The organism is Pseudomonas sp. GM48 (assembly GCF_000282335.1).
Lineage (GTDB): Bacteria > Pseudomonadota > Gammaproteobacteria > Pseudomonadales > Pseudomonadaceae > Aquipseudomonas.
Genome location: NZ_AKJM01000098.1, coordinates 1 through 20,780, shown reverse-complemented (window position 1 = coordinate 20,780; position 20,780 = coordinate 1). Strand labels below are relative to the sequence as shown.

Genomic DNA, 20,780 nt, shown 5'->3' with positions numbered 1-20,780 from the left:
TTGGAAAATGAACGCACAAGACACCGCAAAAGCCCCGGTCATCACCAGCATGCAAGTGGTTCCGGTCGCCGGACACGATGGCATGTTGCTCAACCTGAGCGGTGCCCACGGCCCGTTCTTCACCCGCAACATCGTGATCCTCAAGGACAACGCCGGCCATACCGGCGTCGGTGAAGTGCCGGGGGGCGAGCGCATTCGCCAGACCCTCGAAGACGCACGCAGCCTGGTGCTGGGCAGCCCGATTGGCACCTGGCAGAAGATCCTTAATCAAGTACGCCAGACCTTCGCCGACCGCGATGCCGGTGGCCGCGGTTTGCAAACCTTCGACTTGCGCATCACCATCCACGCGGTCACCGGCCTGGAAGCCGCGTTGCTCGACTTGCTCGGCCAGCATCTGGACGTACCGGTGGCAGCCTTGCTCGGTGAAGGCCAGCAGCGCGACGAAGTGAAGATGCTTGGCTATCTGTTTTATGTCGGTGATCGCAACGAAACGGACCTCGCCTACCGCAGCGAACCGGACGCCGACAACGACTGGTTCCGCGTACGGCACGAGAAAGCCATGACCGCCGACGCGGTGGTCCGTCTGGCGGTCGCGGCCCATGCCCGTTACGGCTTCAAGGATTTCAAACTCAAGGGCGGCGTGCTCAGTGGCGACGCCGAAATCGAAGCGGTGACCGCGCTGGCCGAACGCTTCCCCGACGCACGCATTACCCTGGACCCGAACGGCGCATGGTCACTGAAAGAAGCCATCCGCCTGTGCCGCGATCAGCACCGCGTGCTGGCCTATGCCGAAGACCCGTGCGGGGCGGAAAACGGTTACTCGGGTCGCGAAGTCATGGCTGAATTCCGCCGGGCCACGGGCCTCAAGACCGCAACCAACATGATCGCCACCGACTGGCGGGAAATGGGCCACGCGATCCAGTTGCAGTCGGTCGACATTCCTCTGGCCGATCCGCACTTCTGGACCATGCAGGGTTCGGTGCGCGTGGCGCAGATGTGCCACGAATGGGGTCTGACCTGGGGTTCGCACTCCAACAACCACTTCGACATCTCCCTGGCGATGTTCACCCATGTCGCGGCGGCCGCGCCGGGCGAGATCACAGCGATCGACACCCACTGGATCTGGCAGGACGGCCAGCGCCTGACCAAAGCCCCGCTGCAAATCGTCGACGGCTGCGTACAGGTGCCGCAGAAGCCGGGGCTGGGGGTGGAGCTGGACATGGATCAACTGGCAAAGGCCCACGAGCTGTACAAAGGCATGGGCCTGGGGGCGCGGGATGACAGCGTGGCGATGCAGTTCCTGATTCCCGGCTGGAAGTTCGATAACAAGCGGCCTTGCCTGGTGCGTTGAATCGCCAAGTGAGTTGAATCAATGGTTGCGCGTGGCCGCCTGATGGCGGCCGATTTTAAAAAGCGCTCGGAGCATGGCGCTTCACGCCCTAAAATGACGCGCAACTGAATCAACGACGGATGAAACCAACATGGACAGGCTGAAAACCATCGCCGCCGGCATGGCGATATTTGCCGCAGGCCAGTGCGTTGCACAGGATCAAATCGAGACGGTGGTGAACGCCGCTGTACAACCGGTGATGCAGGCCGAGGGTATCCACGGCATGGCCGTGGCGGTCACCGTCAACGGCCAACCGCACTATTTCAACTATGGCGTCGCCTCGAAAGAAACCGGCAACCCTGTCACACAAGACACCTTGTTCGAAATCGGCTCCGTCAGCAAAACCTTCACCGCCACCCTCGCCGCTTACGCCCAGGCCTCGGGCACACTGTCACTGTCGGACAAGGCCAGCCACGTGCTACCGGCCTTGCGCGGCAGTGCTTTCGACCACATCAGCGTGTTGCAACTGGGCACCTACAGCGCTGGCGGCCTGCCGCTGCAATTCCCTGCCGAATCTGATTCGGCCGACAAAATGCTCGATTACTACAAACAATGGAAACCGCTCTACACCCCCGGCAGCCATCGACTGTATTCGAACCCCAGCCTCGGCCTGTTCGGCTACCTCGCCGCCCACAGCATGGGCCAGCCGTTTGATGACGTAATGCAAAACACCCTGCTTCCCAAACTCGGTTTGGAGCACACCTACCTGAGAGTGCCACAGGACCAGATGGCGCTTTACGCCCAGGGCTACAACAAGGACGACAAACCTGTACGGGTTGGTCCAGGCGCACTGGACTCCGAGGCGTACGGGGTAAAAACCAGCGCTGCGGACCTGATGGCGTATGTTGAAGCGAACATGAAGCCGTCGCGCCTGGAAAAACCGTTGCAACAGGCAATCGCGTTGACTCACACCGGCTACTACACGGTCGGCGACATGACTCAGGGATTGGGCTGGGAGCTCTATCGTTACCCGATCACCCTGGATCAACTGCTGGCGGGCAACTCGACCCCCATGGCGATGGAGCCGCATAAGGTCCAGTGGTTGATTCCGTCACAGCCGCAACCGGAGAACCTGCTGATCAACAAAACCGGTTCGACCGGTGGGTTTGGAGCTTATGTGGCGTTCGTGCCGTCGAAGGACATTGGGGTAGTGATTCTGGCAAACAAGAATTATCCGAATGCAGAGCGGGTCAGGATCGCTCACCAAATATTGAGTGCCCTTCCCCAATAGTTCCTGATCCGTCTGTGGGAGTGAGCTTGCTCGCGATAGCGGTATGACATTCAACATTGATATCAACTGTTACGACGCCATCGCGAGCAAGCTCGCTCCCACAGATCCTCTGCTCCCCACCTGAAATTCCGGCTCAATCATCCGGCATTTCAGGCGGTTTGGCGGGCTTGCCCGGTTTGCTGTTTTTGCCAGCCTTGGCACCTTTGGCAGCCGGCTCGGCTTCAGCGACGGGAGCGGCCACTGTCGCTGTAAATTCTTTTTCGGCCGCCGGCAATTGATCGACGGCGCTGAAAATCTCTTCCAGCTTGATGGCGTCCGATTGTTCAAGTTTCTTTTCGCCGTCCTTGCCGACCAGTATCACCTTGGTCTTGGCGCCGGCGCCCAGTTTGAGCGAGCGGATCAGCGCCGCCGTGTCTTGTGGCCCGAGGTCTTTGCCGTCGCGCTGGCCCATCAGATTGAGCACGGTGTAGAGCACCATGTTGCGGTCAGTGAACCCCTTGCGATTGGCCGGCTCATCCAGCGACTTTTTCAGGCTGACCCAGGTCGGATCAACGGTGCTTGGAGCGATGACAATCAGTGGCCGGGCCCTGCCCTTGTCCATGTCCAGCGGTGAGTCGCCATCGGCGGCGAATAATGGGCCGGCAATCGCCAGCAAGGTAGCCAGGGTCAGTGACCTGATGAGCATGCGCATCTCCTTTTGATATCCACGCTCTAATGATTGCGCATCGCGGCGAACGTTCCGGGTGACGTACCGCAAATGTTTTCGCCTTGCCCCAAGCTTAGGTCAGGGCGGTCATTGCGCAACAGGCTGGGCTAATCTGAAGACTCAAGACAACCTGCATGATCCGTCGTGAGAACTTGCCCATGAGCGCTCAGTTGAACCACACCATCGTCTGGTGCCGGGACAAGCAGGTTTCGGCGAACTTCCTGGCCGGACTGCTCGGCCTGCCTGCCCCCGAGCCCTTCGGGCCGATGCTGGTCGTCAGGTTTGATAACGGCGTGTCACTGGATTTCTACGACAACGATCCGCCGATAGCGTCCCAGCACTATGCGTTTTTGATTGGCGACGAGGATTTCGATGCAGCCTTCGCACGCCTGCAAGCCAACGGTCAGCCCTGGTGGGCGGATCCGGGCAAGCAACGGCCAAGGGAAATCAATGATTACGCGGGAGGACGGCGGGTGTATTTCGATGACCCGGACGGGCATCTGCTGGAAATATTCACCCGCGAATGACGCATTGGACTGGCAGTGGTCAGAGTAGGATAAGATGCCTGCAAATCAGGCTCGCTGTGAGTAGCCCCGCATGACAGATAACAGTCGGAACACCACCCGTCTGATCAAGAAGTACCCGAATCGCCGTCTGTATGACACGCACACCAGCAGTCATTTGACCCTTGCGGATATACGGCAATTGGTCGTCGATAAAATCCCGTTCGAGGTGGTCGACGCCAAGACTGGCGAGGATTTGACCCGAAGTATTTTGCTGCAGGTCATTCTGGAAGCCGAAAGTGGCGGTGAGCCGATTTTCTCCAGCGAGATGCTCATGGGGATTATCCAGTTCTACGGTCCCTACCAGAGCGTCCTCGGCAGCTACCTGGACAAAAGCATCCAGACGGTCATCGACATCCAGTCCCAGACCGGCGCTCAGTCCTCTGAAGCCTGGAGCAAGTTCATGCACCAGCAAGCACCGGTCATGCAGGATTTGATGCGCCAGTATGTCGACCAGTCAAAAAACCTCTACCTGAACACTCAGAACCTCTTCGGCCTGTTCGGCGGCATGCCACCAGGCAAGCCAGGTGCTGGTAGCGGGCCGAAAAAAAATGGCGATGGGGAGTAAACCCATCGCCATCAGTGTAACCGCTCTAATGTGACTTACTTGTTACCGCTTGTAGCCTTGGCACCAGGAGCGGTTTTGCCGGCTGCGGCGGTCGCTGCGTCAAAACCGCTCTGGGCAACGTCAGCAGCCTGTTTTACGGCGTTCTGTGCGCTCTCAAAAACGGTACCGGCATTCGCCAGCGACGACTTGAACGCGGCCACAACAGGCTCGGAGCCAGCCGGTGCATTCTTGCTGATCACTTCAACGAACTCTTGCACCTGCTGGGTGCCCACCTCGACCTGACGCGAGGTCAGTTTGGCGATTTCCGAGTGAGTGCCGACAATCAACGCTTGCACTTGGCGATTGAACTCAGCCAGGCGTTCGGCTTGCACATTTGGCTGGGTGAAAGAAGTCTGGAGCTCAGCGAGCCCTTGTAGATCACGAACTGCCAGCAGCTTGCGAATGCCGTCGAACTGCTCCTCGGTGGAGGCCTGCAGAGTCTTGAACTGCAATTGGGTGAGCTGTTCAACGCTGGCGAAGACTTTGCCACTGATTTGCTGCAGGAGGTCGAGGTTGGCTTTCTGAGCGTCTTGCAATTTTTCCGAGTTGAAAAAAGACATGCTTGAATCTCCTGATTCTGAAAAGCCGACATGGGCCTGAGGACGCGATAGCGATCCTGCCGGTCATCGCGTTAGCCTTAATATTGCAGCGCACAAATCCGTTTAGCAATGATTTTTTGTGCGGCGCACAAAAAACTTTCTTCTCATGCCTCTATTCGCTATAGACTCCTGACATCGAACAGCCAGCCAAGCCCTCTTTATTAATGAGGCGCAGGCAGCTTCTTCTCATGCATAACGCCAGGAGATCACCATGGGCCAGGAAGATATTATTGCATCGCAATATGAAAAACCCTCCTCTCAACGCGGCCTGTTCGAACACCTGAGTCATCTGCAGCACCTCAATACCCTGAACGTCCTTGATGCTTTGCGCCAGCGCCAGGAAAAAACCCTCGCGCCCCTGAAGCGGGGTCAACTCAGACAACCCACGCCCACTGACTGGCAGGAATACTTCACCGACCTCGGCCAACGCAGCCTGCTGTTCTGGGACACCCTGCGCCAGCGCGGCGACAATACGCTGGCCCATGAACGCGCCGGGTATCCTCTGCTGCTCAAGTTCGCTCATGAAACCCTGATCGCCGGCTCCGATCTCCCACGCCCGGTCAACTATTCACTGCTGCGAATCCTCCCCGGACCAGAGCAAAGAATCGACAGCAACGGCCAGCCGGTGATCATCATTGACCCACGCGGCGGCCACGGCTCCGGAATCGGCGGCTTCAAACAGGATTCGGTATTAGGTGAAAGCCTCAGAGCCGGCCACCCCACCTATTTCATCTCTTTCAGTCACTCGCCACAGCCTGGACAAACCCTGGCCGATATCGTCGAAGCCCAGGCCCGGTTCATCGAAGTCGTCAGCGCCCTTCACCCGACCAACAGCGAACCGATCATCATCGGTAACTGCCAGGCGGGCTGGGCGTTGATGGGACTGGCTGCAACACGACCGGAACTGCCGGGATTGATCATTATCAATGGTGCCCCCTTGTCATACTGGGCCGGTGTCAATGGACGCAATCCGATGCGCTATACCGGAGGCCTGCTGGGTGGCGGCTGGATGGCTCGCCTGGGCAGCGACTTGGGCAATGGCCGCTTTGACGGTACTTGGCTGGTCAGCAATTTCGAAAACCTGGACCCGGCCAACACCTATTGGGCTAAGTACTACCAGTTGTTCAGCCAGGTCGACAGCGAGGCTACGCGCTTCCTCGACTTCGAACGCTGGTGGGGCAGCCCGACCCTGCTCAATGGCGAAGAGATTGAGATGATTGTCGATGACCTTTTCATCGGCAACCAATTGTCCGGCGGTCTCGGCCGCAAGAGCAGCGGCATTGACCTGAAACGGATCGAAGTACCGGTAGTGGTGTTCTGTTCCTACGGAGACAACATCACCCCTCCCCAGCAGGCATTGAACTGGATCGCCGATGTTTATCCCAGCGATCTCGCTTTGCATGACGCAGGACGTACCATCATCTACCTGCGACACGCCAGCATCGGCCATTTAGGTATTTTTGTTTCCGGCAAAGTGGCGCGGCGCGAACACCGTGGGATGCTCGGCGCGGTCGAAACCATCAAGGCGCTGCCGGCGGGACTGTATGAAATGCTGATTGACGATCTGCCAACCTCCTCAGGCAGCGATGACATGCAATACCGAGTGCGTTTCGAATCAAGGCGAATCGCCGATATCCATGATGACGTCGAGCCGGCCCGTGATGACGATCGCGAATTCTCTCTGGTGGAGCGCGCCTCTGAAATCAACAGCGCGTTTTACGACGGGTTCATACGTCCGTGGCTGCGTCAGATCGTCAACGAGCCAATTGCCGAACTGTTGCGCAGGGCGCACCCCTTCCATCAGCAGCAAGTGCTATGGAGCAGCCTGAATCCGGCGCTGTGGTGGTTAGCCGGGACCGCCTCCCAAGTGAGCAGTGATCGTCATCCTGCACGCAAAGACAACCCGTTGCTGGCCTGGCAAGCGTTGTTTTCCAACCAGATGCAAGACGCCCTGAATGCTTATCGCGATGTGCGTGACGCCACTCAGGAGCTGTGTTTTTACGGTATTTACGGCGCACTGAGTACCCTCACCAGCAACAAGCCTGTGCGAAATCTCCAGGCACATGCCGACCAGCTGGACCGGGCCCTGATCGAACGCCTGCAGGATGCGCTGCCCCATGGCGGCCCCCTGGAAGCATTGGTGCGGATTCTGTTTTTGCTGGGCCGCGACAGCGACAAGGCGGGCAAGGAAAGCATCGAGAAGCTGATCCAGCAGGTGCACCTGCTGGTCCAGGACTACAGCAATGAGCCCACCGCCCTGCGCGAAGCCATCCGATTGCAGAACCTGCTGGTTTTCGCCCACCCGCAAGAAAGCTTGCGCAGCCTGCCCTTGTTGCTACCAGAGACAAAGAAACGTCAACAGGTCCTGACAGCCGTTGGGCAATTGATGCCTGAACTGCTAGCGACCGTTGGAGCTGAAGGCGAATTCTGGCGTGAGCTGCACACGTTGCTCGAAGTCCCCCTGCCGGGCTTCAGCCTGACCCAACCGCCCAATGAAACAGTTGTCATCCCGCAGGAGCCCCCTTCGCAGCCATCTGCGTCGCCGCAGATCACACCACCGCCCGCTCCTGCCATCGTAGTTAAAGCCCCGAAGCGCAAAGCGAGCAAAGGGACAACAGGCCCCAAGCCTCAATGACCCTTCACAAGGGATTAGCGGTGCATCCGTTCGGCGGAGCCTGCGATCTTTTGATCTCTGTACAGACCGATGGGGTTCATGGATCGGACCCCCGCGACTTTTTCGACCACAGGCGACAACTCGTCGGTTCGATACTGACCGGGGGTCATACCGAACCAACGGATGCATGCCTTATGGAAGCTGCTGTGATCATGGAAGCCGAGCAGGCTAGTCACATGCTTCATGTTGAAATGAGAATGGCGCAAATAGAAGTCAGCCATCTGCCGGCGCACATCGTTCAGGACGTCCTTGAATTGCGTGCCATCCTTCTCAAGGCCTCGTTGAAGCGTTCGCTTGCTGATATTCAGTGCCGCCGCAATCGATTCCATATCACATTGCCCTTGGCCTTGCCCCTGGCTCAAGCGCTCGGTAATCAGCGCGCGAATCCTGCCAACCATAAAGTAACCGGACAACAGGTCCAATTGAGCCACGGCAAAACTGTCATGGAGCGTGGCCAACGCCTCGTTGGCCATGCTCAACGGACTCAGAAGCTCCTGGCCATCGAACAGGATGCTGTCATATGCCGCCCCGAAACTCAGCGGACAGCCAAAAAGCCGCTGATGCTCCGACGTGTCTTCAGGTTCGGGATAAGTGAACTCTACACTCAACGGTTGCGGTGACTTGCCACCTGCCAGCCAACGGCAGAAACCCAGCAGCGAAGCCAACGCTGCATCCGTGTATTGCCGGGGTTTGACCGAGCCATGTTGCTGATGATCGAGACTGGCCAATCGGTAATGCTGCTGCTCCTGGACAAGGAAAAGGCTGAATCCGGTACCGATCAACGGGCTGAAACGAACCAGACGTTCAAGCGCCCTTTTCAGATTCGAACTGGACATCATCGTGTAGCCCACAATCTGAAAACTACTGGGATGGAATTCCCCGTAGGCTTTCAAACCGATATTCAGATCATCCGAAGCCTGAGCAGCCAGATCCCAAAGACGATAGATAACGCTTCGCTCGCAGAATGCTCCTGGTCTACCTACGAACTCGACATCCAGTCCCGCCTCCTGGCACAGACCGGCAAGGTCCAGCCCTTGGGCCAAAAACGTATTCGCCAGCATGCTGGCATAACCTGAACTCATTCTATACATGGCGTCCTCATTGACCAATGGAACCGAACGTCCTGTCCGGAGCCGATACTGACATGCGCTGAACATATTTCAACAGTGTTTCAGTAATATTAACTATCCATTGAGTTTTAAGAGTTGATCCCAGTATGGGTGCTCCTCATTTTTTTGCCAGCAGGCCAAAACACCTGCGTGGCACCGATGGACAGGAGAACGTCACCTTCAAACACTTCCGCACGGCCCGTCGATATCGAACAATCTTCTCTCCTGCAGCGCAAAAAAATGGAGTAGATGTATGGAATCGCGTAGTCGCATCGCTTTGGTAACGGGTGGTATGGGCGGTATCGGTACGGCAATCAGCCAACGTCTATACAAGGAAGGATTCAAGGTAATCGTCGGCTGCAGCTCTGATTCCAGCCGCAAGAACGACTGGCGTGCCAGCCAACTGGAGGCGGGTTATGAGTTCGAGTTCATCTATGGTGACGTCACCGATTGGGAGTCAACCCGCAAGGCTTTCGAGATGGCTCGTGAACAATTCGGCCCGATCGATGTGCTGGTCAACAACGCCGGCATCACCCGCGACGCCTCTTTTCGCAAGCTCACCCCGGAAGACTGGAACAGCGTGATCGGGACCAACCTGACGGGGTTGTTCAACACCACCAAGCAGGTCATTGAAGGCATGTTGTCCAAAGGCTGGGGGCGGATCATCAATATCTCCTCGATCAACGGTCAGCGTGGTCAGTTCGGCCAGACCAACTACTCCGCCGCCAAGGCTGGCATCCATGGTTTCACCATGGCACTGGCCCGGGAAGTCTCCGGCAAGGGCGTGACCGTCAATACCGTGTCCCCAGGCTACATCCAGACCTCCATGACCGCGGCAATTCGCCCGGACATTCTCGAAGGCATGATCGCTGCAACTCCGGTCGGTCGCCTTGGCCAACCAGAAGAGATCGCCTCAATCGTGGCCTGGCTGGCTTCCGATGAGTCTGCCTACAGCACCGGTGCCGATTTCTCGGTAAACGGCGGCATGAACATGCAATAACTCCGATCAGGGCAGGAATGCCCTGGTTTGCTCGACGAATTTTGTCTTTTCGATGAGGTCACGCATGAACGAAGTCGTAATCGTTGCCGCTACTCGTACCGCCATTGGTAGTTTCCAGGGTGCTTTGTCTGCAATTCCCGCGACCGAACTGGGTGCCGCAGTGATTCGCCGCTTGCTGGAGCAAACGGGTATCGATGCTGCTCAAATTGATGAAGTGATCCTCGGCCAGGTACTCACTGCCGGCGCTGGGCAAAACCCGGCACGCCAGACAGCGATCAAGGCCGGTTTGCCACACACCACGCCTGCCCTGACCTTGAACAAGGTCTGCGGCTCCGGTCTCAAGGCGGTCCATCTCGCCGTCCAGGCAATCCGTTGCGGCGACGCGGAACTGGTAATCGCTGGCGGTCAGGAAAATATGAGTCTGGCCCCCTATGTTCTGCCCAAGGCACGCACCGGCCTGCGTATGGGCCATGCGCAACTGCAAGACAGCATGATCCAGGATGGCCTGTGGGACGCCTTCAACGACTATCACATGGGTATCACCGCTGAGAATCTGGCGCAGAAGTACGAGATCTCTCGTGAAGCACAGGATACCTTCGCTGCCGCCTCGCAACAGAAGGCCGCCGCAGCCATTGAGGGCGGGCGTTTCCAGAGCGAAATCACCCCGATCCTGATTCCTCAGCGCAAGGGCGAACCGCTGGTCTTCGACACCGACGAACAGCCGCGTATCGACAGTACTGCGCAAGCCTTGGCAAAACTCAAACCGGCATTCCAGAAAGACGGCAGCGTGACTGCCGGCAACGCTTCGACCCTCAACGATGGTGCGGCCGTGCTGTTGCTGGCCAGCGCCGCTAAAGCACAAGCGCTCGGCCTTCCGGTACTGGCACGCATCAAAGCCTATGCCAGCGCCGGTGTAGACCCGTCGATCATGGGCATCGGCCCGGTACCGGCTACACGCCTGACCCTGCAAAAGGCCGGCTGGAGCGTCGAAGACCTGGACCTGATCGAAGCCAATGAAGCCTTCGCCGCCCAGGCGCTGGCGGTTGGCAAAGAGATGGGTTGGGACACCAGCAAAGTCAACGTCAACGGCGGCGCGATCGCCCTTGGCCATCCGATCGGCGCATCGGGGGCACGGATTCTGGTGTCGCTGGTGCACGAACTGATCCGTCGCGACGGCAAGAAGGGGCTGGCCACTTTGTGCATCGGCGGCGGACAAGGCGTCGGCCTGGCTATCGAGCGCTAACCAACGGCATCCGAGTAGCCCATGCGCGGACTTGGAACCCTTGTTCCGCGCATCAGATTGGCGTCAGACAACGCTGCCCGCATTCCTGCCGTCGCTACGCCGGAGTCCGGCAAAGCGCGGCTTTTTTTCTGCCCGGCTCATCTGTATGGGCAAGGAACTTTATGGACAACAACGCGCATACATTCAAAACCTATTGGTCAGGCCAGGTTCCGTTCATCGCTTCCTTTGCAGTGCAACAATTACGCCTATGGGTCAGCACCAATCCGTGGTTTTCCGGGCATGAGCACAGCGCCTGGTTCGAGTTACCTCGCGAAACCCTGGACAGCCTTCAAGCGGACTACCAGGTTCAATGGGGCCAACTCGGTCAAAAACTGCTGACCGGCCAATCCTTCAGCTTCGATGATCGACGCTTCTCCAGCAGCAACTGGAGCGAGCCACTGTTCGGCTCCCTCGCTGCGTTTTACCTGCTCAACGCAAGCTTTCTCCTGAAACTGCTCGACAAGCTGCTGATCAAAGAAAAAAAACCGCGCCAACGCCTGCGCTATCTGGTGGAGCAAGCCATTGCCGCCAGTGCGCCAAGCAATTTTCTGGTCAGCAACCCTGATGCGCTCCAGCGTGCGGTTGAGACTCAAGGTGCCAGCCTGCTCACAGGTATGCAGCATCTGGTCAGCGACATGAACGAAGGCAAAATGCGCCAGTGTGATAGCGGCGCCTTCAAGGTTGGCGTCGATCTGGCTAACACCCCCGGCGAAATCGTCTTTGAGAATCAGCTATTCCAGCTAATTCAGTACTACCCGCAAAGCGAAACCCAGTACCGACACCCTGTATTCGTCGTACCTCCGTCGATCAACAAGTACTACATCCTTGATCTGCGCCCGGACAACTCGATGGTCCGTCACCTGCTGGAACAGGGACATCCCGTATTCCTGATGTCCTGGCGCAACTTTGACGAGGAACACGCTGGCACCACCTGGGATGACCTGATTGAGCACGGGGTAATCGACGCCTTGCAGGTGACCCGCGATATCAGTGGCGAGCAGCGACTCAATTGCGTGGGCTTCTGCATCGGCGGCACCCTGCTGAGCACGGCGCTGGCAGTACTTGCTGCACGCGGCGACCGGGAGATCGCCAGCGTGAGCCTGTTCACCACGTTCCTTGATTACCTGGACACCGGCCCCATCGACATATTCGTCGACGAAGAACTGGTGGCCTATCGAGAGCGCACCATTGGCGGCATGAATGGTCCCATCGGTCTGTTTCGTGGTGAGGACATGGGCAATACCTTTTCCCTACTGCGCCCCAACGAGCTGTGGTGGAACTACAACGTCGACAAATACCTCAAGGGGCAGAAGCCGATCCCGCTTGATCTGCTGTTCTGGAACAACGACAGCACCAACCTTCCGGGGCCGATGTACTGCTGGTATCTGCGCCACACCTATCTGCAGAACGATTTGAAATCAGGCGAGCTGGAGTGTTGTGGGGTCAAGCTGGATTTGCGTGCAATTGACGCTCCCGCTTACATCCTCGCCACCCATGACGATCACATCGTGCCCTGGAAAAGCGCCTACGCCAGCACCAACCTGCTCTCTGGGGCCAAGCGTTTTGTATTAGGAGCTTCAGGGCATATCGCCGGCGTCATCAATCCACCGGCCAAGCAGAAGCGCCATTACTGGACCAATAATCGGGTCACGAAAAACCCGGAGACCTGGTTCAAGAATGCTGAGCAGCAACCCGGTAGCTGGTGGAATGACTGGTTCAACTGGCTGGCGGGACACTCCGGCGAGCGCCAACCAGCGGTTCCGCACATAGGGAATGAAAAATTCCCGCCTCTGGAGCCGGCGCCAGGCAGCTATGTAAAGCAATGAAAGACTGTTGTGGGCCAGAGCGCGACACTTTCCAGTACGTGACGCTCGACTTCCTGGATGACGGCAGCGTCGAGATGTTGTGGGCTGCGCCGAAGTATGATTGATCGGAAACGGGCAACGAGTCGTACCGACTGCAACACTGCAGTTTGATTGCACAGACGAAGATCAAATCACGCAAACGTAAGCGCAAGGACGAGGTTGGTACGGAGGAAGACCAGCAATTTTGACTGTTGTTGTGGAAATGCCCTGCTGCATGACTGCATGCAGCAGGTCTTCTCATTTATTTGGGTACAAGGAGAGACGACCCATGAGCACCCCGTTCCGTCTCAACGAAGCACTTTTGATTGCCGGCCACGCATTCGAACCTTTTCAATGCGTCGCTTGGGCTCCGCAAGACGGTACTGGCGAACTGAGCCTGACCGTCATCGACCGGGCCAACACTCGTATTTGTCGCAAACAGATTCCAAGCAGTGCCTATTCCGACCCGGCGCAGCTGGAAAGCCTGCTGGCAGAGGTGCGCGCCGAGTTGAGCCAGGAGGGCTACAAGCTGCAATCCTGGACAATGCCAGAGTAAGCATTCGCTACAACGGCTCCAGATCATTTTTCGTCAATAGCAGTAAACAGACTGTACCGCTCACCAGAGCGCATGACAAAAGCTCGAATTTCTATATCGTTCATCCTACCCCTCATTCCTTACAAAGGTTCGAGGTGACAAATAAAACGATAGTTAAAGAAAAAACTTGCATGCAACAATAATAAAAAAGCCCTGAATATCAGGGCTTTATCACATAATTCTTACATTTAAATCTGTGGTAGACACTAGAACGCCAGTTTGTAACCGATCAACAACAGCATGGTCGCCAGGCAAGGACGCAGCAATTCGTCGGAGATGCGCCCGGTCAGGTGGCTGCCCAGGTAAATCCCCGGCAACGAACCCACCAGCAGGTAACCCAGGACGTGCCAGTCCATGTTGCCCATGCTGGCATGGCCAAGGCCCGCGACCAGGGTCAACGGCACGGCGTGGGCAATTTCAGTCCCCACCAGGCGGCGGGTCGGTAGCATCGGATAGAGAATGAACAGTGCCACGGTGCCCAGTGCACCGGCGCCGATGGACGTCAGCGCGACCATGGTGCCAAGGACCAGCCCGGTGATGACTGTCATCACATTCAAGCGCAATCCGCTGGGGTTGTAGTTGCCGCCCGCACGTTTGTGGGCGAAGTCGAGCAGGCGCTTCTTGAACAGGATCGCCAGTGCCGTGGCAAACAACACAAAACCGAGGGCCTGCTTGATGATTGCGTTCATCGCCTCGGGGGCGCTGTGCAGGGTGCTGAGGAACCATAGCGTCAACGCCACCGCGGGCACGCTGCCCAAGGTCAGCCAGCCGGTAATCGCCCAGTCGATGTTGTTGTTCTTGCGGTGAACCAGTACACCGCTGGATTTGGTGATGGCGGCGTACAGCAGATCGGTACCGACCGCCGTCGCCGGGTTGATGCCGAATCCAAGCAGGATCGGGGTCATCAGCGACCCGCCACCTACGCCAGTCATGCCGACGATGAAGCCGACGACCAGCCCGGCAACAACCAACCCGATGTTCACTAAATCCATGAATACTTCCACAAAGATCGCAGGGGAAATCTGGCCCGCAGCATAGCGATATTTCTTATAACCAGTTATATCGATGCGATCTATCTTTATGCCTTAAGCATCATATCCCCCTGTGGGAGCGGGCTTGCTCGCGAAGGTGGTGGGTCAGTCAATATTAATGCTGCCTGACACTACGCCTTCGCGAGCAAGCCCGCTCCCACAGGGAATATGTGCCGTGCTCACTGCACCGGCAGGAAATTCAGGAACAAAAGGCTCTGGACATAGTTCAGGCCGATGCGCCGGTAGCGTTCGTCGAGCATCTGGGTCAACGGGTCCAGCCGGGCGACGATCTTGCCGAATTCGACGGCAAAGTTCAGGTTGCTGCCCTCCTCCGGGATTTCGTTGGAGAACAGCAAGGGCAATGACGGCGTATTCTCGTGACGATGCGGGGTGAAACTCAAGCCAACCCTTTGACCCGAAATTTGCGCTTGCCCAGTGAGGTTAAAGACGGTACCTAAAGTGTTCACCGAATACACACAGGAGTTTTGCATGCGCGCATTAGAACTGGCAGGCGCTCAGGTGCCGGTCATTGGCCAAGGCACGTGGCAGATGGGCGAAGACCGCTCGCGACACACGGAAGAAGTCGCGGCACTGCGCCTGGGCATCGAACTGGGCATGACCCTGATCGACACCGCTGAAATGTATGCTGAAGGCGGCGCCGAGGAAGTGGTCCGCGATGCCATCGCCGGCCAGCGTGACAGTGTCTTTCTGGTCAGCAAGGTGTACCCCTACAATGCCAGCCGCCAAGGCATTCCCCAGGCTTGCGAGCGCAGCCTGCGCAGGCTTGGCACCGACTATATCGATCTGTATTTACTGCATTGGCGCGGCCAGTATCCCCTGGAAGAAACCGTCGACGCCTTCCAGCGCCTGTGCGAAGCCGGCAAGATTGGCCGTTGGGGCGTGTCCAATTTCGACCTCGATGACTTGCTGGAACTGGATGCCCCGGCCTGCGCCACCAATCAGGTGCTCTACAACCTGGAACAACGCGGCATAGAATTTGATTTACTGCCCTGGAGCCAACGACAGCGGTTGCCCGTCATGGCTTACTGCCCGATTGGCCAAGGCGGCAAAATGCTCGCCAATGCTACGCTCAAACTAGTAGCCAGCCGTCACGGCGTGACACCGGCAGAGGCAGCACTGGCATGGATTCTGCGCCAGGATGCAGTGATTGCCATCCCCAAAGCGGTTCATCCCGAACATGTACGCCTCAACGCCCAAGCCGCCAGGTTGCAGCTTGAAGCAGAGGATCTGGAGGCGCTGGACCAAGCGTTTCGCGCGCCACAACGCAAACAGCGGCTGGCCATGGTCTGAGCCAACGCAGTCTGTCAGAGAGCTTCGTCATGAGAAGCACCGACCACCTGGACCCGTTCAATTTGCAACGTTTTCTCCAGGCTCAGGACCCGGTATTCGACCGGGTTCAAAACGAACTGAGCAACGGACACAAGCGCAGTCACTGGATGTGGTTCGTTTTTCCGCAGTTTGCCGGGCTCGGCGACAGCGAGATGTCGCGCCGCTTTGCCATCCACTCGCGGGAGGAAGCCTTGGCCTACCTTGAGCACCCGTTGCTGGGCGCCCGGTTACGCACCTGCACCCAGGAAGTGCTGAATATCCGGGAGCGCTCGGTGGCCGGGATTTTCGGTCATCCCGACGACCTGAAGTTTCATTCCTCGATGACCCTGTTTGCCCAGGTCGCTGCCGCCGACAGTCTTTTCCAGCAAGCCTTGAACCAGTACTTCCACGGCATCCTGGATGACTGGACCTTGTCGCTGATGGACTCAAAACAGGCCCAGTTGCCCCCCAATCAGGGTTGAGAAGTCGTCGTCGACAAACGGCAGTATCGCGTCCGCCACCGGCTGCAGTTGCCGGGTGATGTAGTGGTCGTAATCGATGGGCGCGCTGCGCACTTCCAGCGGTTCAGGGCCGGCAACGGTGATCACGTAGCTGATCCAGCCGCCGTTCTGGTATTGCCGCGGGCGACCCTGCCGGTCGTTGTATTCGTCGGCCAGGCGCGCCGCGCGTACGTGGGGCGGGACGTTACGCTGGTAGTCATCGAGGGTGCGGCGCAGGCGTTTGCGGTAGATCAGCCGGTCATCGAACTCGCCGGCCAGAGTCTTGCGCACGTAGTCACGCACATAATCCTGATAGGGCTTGCGCAGGAAGATCCGCGAATACAGTTCCTGCTGGAATTGACGGGCCAGCAGCGACCAGTCGGTGCGCACGGTTTCCAGGCCTTTGTAGACCATTTCGTCGCTGCCATCGGCACGGGTCACCAGACCCGCGTAGCGCTTTTTGCTGCCCTCTTCGGCACCGCGAATGGTCGGCATCAAAAAGCGCTTGTAGTGGGTTTCGAACTGCAACTCGAGAACGCTTTGCAAGCCGTATTCCTGCTGCACGTGCTCGCGCCACCACTGATTGACGTGCGCGACCAGTGCATGGCCGATCTGCGCCGCCTCCTGCTGGCCATGGGCGCGACGCAGCCAGACGAACGTCGAGTCGGTGTCACCATAAATCACCACATGCCCCTGCGCTTCGATCAACTGGCGGGTACGCAGCATGATCTCGTGCCCGCGCAAGGTGATCGACGAGGCCAGGCGTGTGTCGAAAAAGCGACAACCGCTGGAGCCGAGTACGCCGTAGAAGGCGTTCATGATGATTTTCAGCGCCTGGGACAGCGGTGCGTTGTGTTCGCGCTTGGCGGTTTCCCGGCCTTCGGCCACTCGGGCGACGATGGAGGGCAGGCAATGTCGGGTGCGAGAAAAACGCGCGCCACGAAAGCCCGGTACCGATTCGCTGTCGTCCGGGTGCTTGAGCCCTTCAATCAGCCCCACGGGGTCAATCAGGAAGGTGCGGATGATCGACGGATAGAGGCTTTTGTAGTCGAGCACCAACACCGATTCGTACAGTCCCGGTTGCGAATCCATGACAAAACCGCCGGGGCTGGCTTGCGGCGGCTTGCCACCGAGGTTCGGCGCAACGAAACCCTGACGGTGCATCAGCGGCATGTACAGGTGCGTGAACGCCGCCACCGAACCGCCCATGCGATCGGCCGGTAAACCGGTGACGCTGGCCCGCTCCAGCAGGAAGGTGAGCAACTCGGTCTTGGCGAAAATCCGCGTGACCAGTTCGCAATCCTTGAGGTTGTATTTGGCCAGCGCCGGTTTGTCCTCGGCGAACATGCGGTTGATTTCGTCCATGCGCTGGTACGGGTTGTCGATTGACTTGCCCTCGCCGAGCAAGGTTTGCGCGACGTTTTCCAGGCTGAACGAGGGGAAACTCCAGGTCGCCGAACGCAGGGACTCGATACCGTCGATGATCAAGCGGCCAGCGGCTGAAGCAAAGTAATGGTTGCCGTTGCCGTGTTCGCGCCACTGCATTTCCTCGCCGCCACGCCCCAGTTTCAACGGCACCGCCAGGCGCCTGGCGTGTTCGTGAAGCACCCGCAAGTCGAACTGCACGACGTTCCAGCCGATGATCGCGTCGGGGTCGAACCGGGTAAACCATTCGTTGAGTTTTTTCAGCAACAGGGTTCGCGAATCGCAGTATTCGAGCTGGAAATCCACCTGACTATCGTCGCCGTTGGGCGGACCGAGCATGTACACCTGACGCTCGCCGCAGCCTTCCAGGGCAATGGAATACAACTCGCCCTGGGCCGTGGTCTCGATGTCCAGGGACACCATTTTGAGGTTTGGCCGGTAATCGGGATCGGGTTTCATCTGTGCGTCGAGCAGCAGGCCCTCGGCATTCGACGTGCCACTGAAGCGCACCGGTGCGGTGATGAAACGCTCCATCATGTAGCGTTCCGGCGGGCGCACATCGGCTTCGAACACCTCGACGCCGGCCCGGCGCAACGCGGTTTCCAGGCGCATCAACTGGCCATGTTGCTGGCAGTAGAGTCCGAGGACCGGACGATGTTCGAAATCCCTCAGGGCCAGGGGCCTGAGCTCGACGTTTTTCTCATCATGCAAAACGCTTTCGGCGGGCTGACGCTGCGCAGCAGGAAGAAACGCCACCGAGGGCTGGAAAGGCAGGCGGATTCGCCGGGGACCGCTGTCGGTCGCCAGCCAGAACTCGACTTCCGTACCGGCCGGGGTGTCGCGCCAATGCCGGGTCAGGACGAAGCCCTGCTGTAGATCCACCGCTGCAACCTCAATGCTGATTCAGAGGCTGATTCTACCCGTCATCAGCCGCGATAGCGCGTTCGCCGCCGGCCTATCAGGCAGACACCGATCCTGTGGGAGCGGGCTTGCTCGCGAAGGCGTAGTGTCAGGCAGCATTAATATTGACTGACCCACCGCTTTCGCGAGCAAGCCCGCTCCCACAAGTCATCTACTGGCCGGAATTGAGGGGTTTGCCGAAGAAAAACCGCCGAATGACGTTTTTTGCGCGTTATCTGCCGCTTTCGCCCTTGCCCTGAACGCTCGCGTCTACGATTCTTCAAGAACAACGACAACACCCGAGTAACCACCATGAAAACCGTCGCCCAACTGCTCAAGCTCAAAGATCAGAAGAATCAGGAAGTGCACCAGATCAAACCCGACCACATGGTGCTCGAAGCGCTGATGAAGATGGCCGAGAAAAACGTCGGCGCCTTGCTGGTGGTGGAGAATGATGAAGTGCTGGGCATCATCAGTGAACGCGACTATGCACGCAAACTGGTGCTGCATGGCCGCTCTTCGGTGGGCACGCCGGTGCGCGACATCATGGTGTCGCCGGTGATTACCGTCGACACCCATCAAACCGTGGAGACCTGCCTGGGCATCATGTCCGATAGACGCCTGCGTCACTTGCCGGTAGTCGAAGGCGGCAAATTGATTGGGCTGCTGTCGATCGGTGACCTGGTCAAGGAAGCGATTGCCGAACAGGCGGAACTGATCAAGCAGCTGGAACAGTACATTCGCGGGGAGTGAGTCGACACGCCGAGGATCCCTGTGGGAGCGGGCTTGCTCGCGAAGGCGGTGTGCCAGTCAACATTAATGCTGTCTGACACTACGCCTTCGCGAGCAAGCCCGCTCCCACATTGGTTTTTGGTGTTCAGGCCGGCCAATGCCGGGCGAACACCGGTGCCAGCGCCGGGTGGCGGTCGATGCGTTCCAGCCAGGCGAAAAACCCCGGCCGGGCATTGCGCAAATGCTCCCGACTGCCCGCCCATCGCGAGATCACCGCCGCCAGCACATCCAGTGCCCCTGGCTTCTCGCTGCCCAGATACAACTCGCCCGAGAACTGATCGGCAAACACTTCCCAACTCCAGTGCAGGCGCCGGCGGGCACCCTCTATAAGGTTCTGCCTGGACGACTCATCCGCCTCGGCCAGCCAGCGCTCCGGGTAGTCAATGATGCCGATGGCCGCATAGCAATTGCTGACGATGTACGCCATGCCGCGAATGGCCTGGTCCTGCTCGGCCGGATCTTGCGGCAACAATCCCGATGCGGGAAAGGTCAGCCCGAGGTGAATCAGGATCGCCGCGCTCTCGGTCAGGACGCCGCCATCGGGCCGCTGCAAGGTCGGAATCTGTTTGAGCGGGTTGAGTTTCTCCAGCGCCTGGGCCGCCTCCGCGGAGGTCTCGACATCGATGAAGCGATAAGGAATATCACAGAGTTCAAGGGCGGCTTCGATGGCCGCCGCCCCGGAGTTCTGATAACCGTAGAGCTGGTACATAAACGTCTCCTTTAACACCGCGACCCCCGCAGTGCCGCATCAAGCTATCCAGTGTAGAAGCCGCCACCCGCCACACAGCGGCCATCCGACGACCGCACCATCACGTTCACAAGGAGTATGGCGCGGGTCCTATCATTGCCGTCGATGTTCACCATCATCTCAATGAAGTTCTCATAAAAAATCCCCGGCGTAACATCTGCTCCATACCAACCCATTACCCCCCGGAGCACACCATCATGAAACGCCAAACCCTTCTCAGCATCGCTTTCTCGGTTTTCGCCGTTAACGCTTTCGCCGCAACTTCTGCTCAACCTGTGGTCGCTGAAGGCGGCTCGGATCGTCTGATTGAAAGCCGTGTTGCTGAGGGTGGTTCCGATCGCCTGATCGAGAATCGTGTGGCTGAAGGTGGTTCGGATCGCCTGCTGGAAAAACGTGTTGCCGAAGGTGGCTCCGACAAACTGCTGCAAAACCGCGTTGCCGAAGGTGGTTCCGAC

At 58.3% G+C, this 20,780-nt stretch carries 18 protein-coding genes and 3 pseudogenes; 14 read left to right on the top strand and 7 right to left on the bottom strand.

Annotation, left to right across the window (positions count from 1 at the left end; all coding sequences use genetic code 11):
- Positions 1-7 precede the first annotated feature (7 nt).
- Together gudD and ampC are read left to right on the top strand one after the other, a co-directional pair.
- A complete protein-coding gene (gene gudD, locus PMI28_RS11980; RefSeq protein ID WP_007988026.1) occupies positions 8-1,351 on the top strand; it encodes a glucarate dehydratase in 1,344 nt (447 codons plus the stop codon).
- A 160-nt stretch (positions 1,352-1,511) separates the two neighbouring features.
- Positions 1,512-2,621 carry a class C beta-lactamase gene (ampC, locus tag PMI28_RS11985; protein ID WP_443200727.1) on the top strand — a complete coding sequence of 370 codons (1,110 nt, stop codon included), beginning with the start codon at positions 1,512-1,514 and terminating at the stop codon, positions 2,619-2,621.
- Positions 2,622-2,754: 133 nt separating this feature from the next.
- On the opposite strand, the gene PMI28_RS11990 is transcribed toward ampC, so the two are convergent.
- Positions 2,755-3,306 carry a DUF4174 domain-containing protein gene (locus tag PMI28_RS11990; RefSeq protein WP_007988022.1) on the bottom strand — a complete coding sequence of 184 codons (552 nt, stop codon included), beginning with the start codon at positions 3,304-3,306 and terminating at the stop codon, positions 2,755-2,757.
- A gap of 179 nt (positions 3,307-3,485) precedes the next feature.
- On the opposite strand from PMI28_RS11990, the gene PMI28_RS11995 reads away from it, so the two are divergent.
- Entirely contained in the window at positions 3,486-3,854 is a 369-nt protein-coding gene (locus PMI28_RS11995; RefSeq protein WP_007988019.1) for a VOC family protein, read from the top strand.
- 70 nt (positions 3,855-3,924) lie between these two features.
- Positions 3,925-4,458 (top strand): polyhydroxyalkanoate synthesis repressor PhaR, encoded by a 534-nt coding sequence (gene phaR / locus PMI28_RS12000; protein ID WP_007988017.1) that lies wholly within the window; start codon positions 3,925-3,927, stop codon positions 4,456-4,458.
- 35 nt (positions 4,459-4,493) lie between these two features.
- On the opposite strand, the gene phaP is transcribed toward phaR, so the two are convergent.
- Positions 4,494-5,057, bottom strand: a complete 564-nt coding sequence (gene phaP / locus PMI28_RS12005) for a TIGR01841 family phasin (protein WP_007988015.1) — start codon at positions 5,055-5,057, stop codon at positions 4,494-4,496.
- A 250-nt stretch (positions 5,058-5,307) separates the two neighbouring features.
- On the opposite strand from phaP, the gene PMI28_RS12010 reads away from it, so the two are divergent.
- Positions 5,308-7,731, top strand: a complete 2,424-nt coding sequence (locus PMI28_RS12010) for a DUF3141 domain-containing protein (protein WP_007988013.1) — start codon at positions 5,308-5,310, stop codon at positions 7,729-7,731.
- A 14-nt stretch (positions 7,732-7,745) separates the two neighbouring features.
- On the opposite strand, the gene PMI28_RS12015 is transcribed toward PMI28_RS12010, so the two are convergent.
- Positions 7,746-8,861, bottom strand: a complete 1,116-nt coding sequence (locus PMI28_RS12015) for an AraC family transcriptional regulator (RefSeq protein WP_007988011.1) — start codon at positions 8,859-8,861, stop codon at positions 7,746-7,748.
- Positions 8,862-9,132: 271 nt separating this feature from the next.
- On the opposite strand from PMI28_RS12015, the gene phbB reads away from it, so the two are divergent.
- The 5 genes and pseudogenes from phbB (at position 9,133) to PMI28_RS12035 (ending at position 13,561) form a co-directional block, all read left to right on the top strand.
- Entirely contained in the window at positions 9,133-9,879 is a 747-nt protein-coding gene (gene phbB / locus PMI28_RS12020) for an acetoacetyl-CoA reductase (RefSeq protein ID WP_007988010.1), read from the top strand.
- A 64-nt stretch (positions 9,880-9,943) separates the two neighbouring features.
- Positions 9,944-11,122, top strand: a complete 1,179-nt coding sequence (locus PMI28_RS12025; RefSeq protein ID WP_007988008.1) for an acetyl-CoA C-acetyltransferase — start codon at positions 9,944-9,946, stop codon at positions 11,120-11,122.
- A 161-nt stretch (positions 11,123-11,283) separates the two neighbouring features.
- Positions 11,284-12,987 (top strand): class I poly(R)-hydroxyalkanoic acid synthase, encoded by a 1,704-nt coding sequence (gene phaC / locus PMI28_RS12030; RefSeq protein ID WP_007988006.1) that lies wholly within the window; start codon positions 11,284-11,286, stop codon positions 12,985-12,987.
- A 107-nt stretch (positions 12,988-13,094) separates the two neighbouring features.
- Positions 13,095-13,214: pseudogene (locus PMI28_RS30875) on the top strand (AAA family ATPase); the annotation flags it as partial.
- 80 nt (positions 13,215-13,294) lie between these two features.
- Positions 13,295-13,561: a hypothetical protein gene (locus PMI28_RS12035; RefSeq protein WP_007988001.1), complete on the top strand. Its 267-nt coding sequence runs from the start codon at positions 13,295-13,297 to the stop codon at positions 13,559-13,561.
- Positions 13,562-13,806: 245 nt separating this feature from the next.
- Here the strand turns inward: PMI28_RS12035 and PMI28_RS12040 are convergent, their stop codons facing one another.
- Both PMI28_RS12040 and PMI28_RS29745 read right to left on the bottom strand, forming a co-directional pair.
- The gene (locus PMI28_RS12040; RefSeq protein WP_007988000.1) at positions 13,807-14,592 is read right to left on the bottom strand and encodes a sulfite exporter TauE/SafE family protein; all 786 of its coding nucleotides are present in this window, start codon (positions 14,590-14,592) and stop codon (positions 13,807-13,809) included.
- Positions 14,593-14,810: 218 nt separating this feature from the next.
- Positions 14,811-14,996 (bottom strand): annotated as a pseudogene (locus tag PMI28_RS29745) (hypothetical protein); the annotation flags it as partial.
- Positions 14,997-15,120: 124 nt separating this feature from the next.
- On the opposite strand from PMI28_RS29745, the gene PMI28_RS12045 reads away from it, so the two are divergent.
- Both PMI28_RS12045 and PMI28_RS12050 read left to right on the top strand, forming a co-directional pair.
- Positions 15,121-15,942, top strand: coding sequence for an aldo/keto reductase (locus PMI28_RS12045; protein ID WP_007987996.1), 822 nt, complete (start codon positions 15,121-15,123; stop codon positions 15,940-15,942).
- 29 nt (positions 15,943-15,971) lie between these two features.
- Positions 15,972-16,442: a DUF1810 domain-containing protein gene (locus PMI28_RS12050; RefSeq protein ID WP_007987994.1), complete on the top strand. Its 471-nt coding sequence runs from the start codon at positions 15,972-15,974 to the stop codon at positions 16,440-16,442.
- On the opposite strand, the gene PMI28_RS12055 is transcribed toward PMI28_RS12050, so the two are convergent.
- A complete protein-coding gene (locus PMI28_RS12055; protein ID WP_007987992.1) occupies positions 16,407-18,767 on the bottom strand; it encodes a DNA polymerase II in 2,361 nt (786 codons plus the stop codon). The two genes, PMI28_RS12050 and PMI28_RS12055, sit on opposite strands and share 36 nt — an antisense overlap.
- 330 nt (positions 18,768-19,097) lie before the next feature.
- Between PMI28_RS12055 and PMI28_RS12060 the strand changes: the two genes are divergently transcribed.
- On the top strand, positions 19,098-19,538 hold the full coding sequence (locus PMI28_RS12060; protein WP_007987990.1) for a CBS domain-containing protein: 441 nt from the start codon (positions 19,098-19,100) through the stop codon (positions 19,536-19,538).
- A 124-nt stretch (positions 19,539-19,662) separates the two neighbouring features.
- Here the strand turns inward: PMI28_RS12060 and PMI28_RS12065 are convergent, their stop codons facing one another.
- Positions 19,663-20,286, bottom strand: coding sequence for a glutathione S-transferase family protein (locus PMI28_RS12065; protein ID WP_007987988.1), 624 nt, complete (start codon positions 20,284-20,286; stop codon positions 19,663-19,665).
- Positions 20,287-20,522: 236 nt separating this feature from the next.
- Here PMI28_RS12065 and PMI28_RS31135 point away from each other — a divergent pair.
- A pseudogene (locus PMI28_RS31135) lies at positions 20,523-20,780 on the top strand (hypothetical protein); the annotation flags it as partial.

Coding starts and splice junctions, on each gene's coding strand:
- gudD (WP_007988026.1), top strand. CDS start 8: ATGAACGCACAAGACACCGCAAAAGCCCCGGTCATCACCAGCATGCAA.
- ampC (WP_443200727.1), top strand. CDS start 1,512: ATGGCGATATTTGCCGCAGGCCAGTGCGTTGCACAGGATCAAATCGAG.
- PMI28_RS11990 (WP_007988022.1), bottom strand. CDS start 3,306: ATGCTCATCAGGTCACTGACCCTGGCTACCTTGCTGGCGATTGCCGGC.
- PMI28_RS11995 (WP_007988019.1), top strand. CDS start 3,486: ATGAGCGCTCAGTTGAACCACACCATCGTCTGGTGCCGGGACAAGCAG.
- phaR (WP_007988017.1), top strand. CDS start 3,925: ATGACAGATAACAGTCGGAACACCACCCGTCTGATCAAGAAGTACCCG.
- phaP (WP_007988015.1), bottom strand. CDS start 5,057: ATGTCTTTTTTCAACTCGGAAAAATTGCAAGACGCTCAGAAAGCCAAC.
- PMI28_RS12010 (WP_007988013.1), top strand. CDS start 5,308: ATGGGCCAGGAAGATATTATTGCATCGCAATATGAAAAACCCTCCTCT.
- PMI28_RS12015 (WP_007988011.1), bottom strand. CDS start 8,861: ATGTATAGAATGAGTTCAGGTTATGCCAGCATGCTGGCGAATACGTTT.
- phbB (WP_007988010.1), top strand. CDS start 9,133: ATGGAATCGCGTAGTCGCATCGCTTTGGTAACGGGTGGTATGGGCGGT.
- PMI28_RS12025 (WP_007988008.1), top strand. CDS start 9,944: ATGAACGAAGTCGTAATCGTTGCCGCTACTCGTACCGCCATTGGTAGT.
- phaC (WP_007988006.1), top strand. CDS start 11,284: ATGGACAACAACGCGCATACATTCAAAACCTATTGGTCAGGCCAGGTT.
- PMI28_RS12035 (WP_007988001.1), top strand. CDS start 13,295: ATGAGCACCCCGTTCCGTCTCAACGAAGCACTTTTGATTGCCGGCCAC.
- PMI28_RS12040 (WP_007988000.1), bottom strand. CDS start 14,592: ATGGATTTAGTGAACATCGGGTTGGTTGTTGCCGGGCTGGTCGTCGGC.
- PMI28_RS12045 (WP_007987996.1), top strand. CDS start 15,121: ATGCGCGCATTAGAACTGGCAGGCGCTCAGGTGCCGGTCATTGGCCAA.
- PMI28_RS12050 (WP_007987994.1), top strand. CDS start 15,972: ATGAGAAGCACCGACCACCTGGACCCGTTCAATTTGCAACGTTTTCTC.
- PMI28_RS12060 (WP_007987990.1), top strand. CDS start 19,098: ATGAAAACCGTCGCCCAACTGCTCAAGCTCAAAGATCAGAAGAATCAG.
- PMI28_RS12065 (WP_007987988.1), bottom strand. CDS start 20,286: ATGTACCAGCTCTACGGTTATCAGAACTCCGGGGCGGCGGCCATCGAA.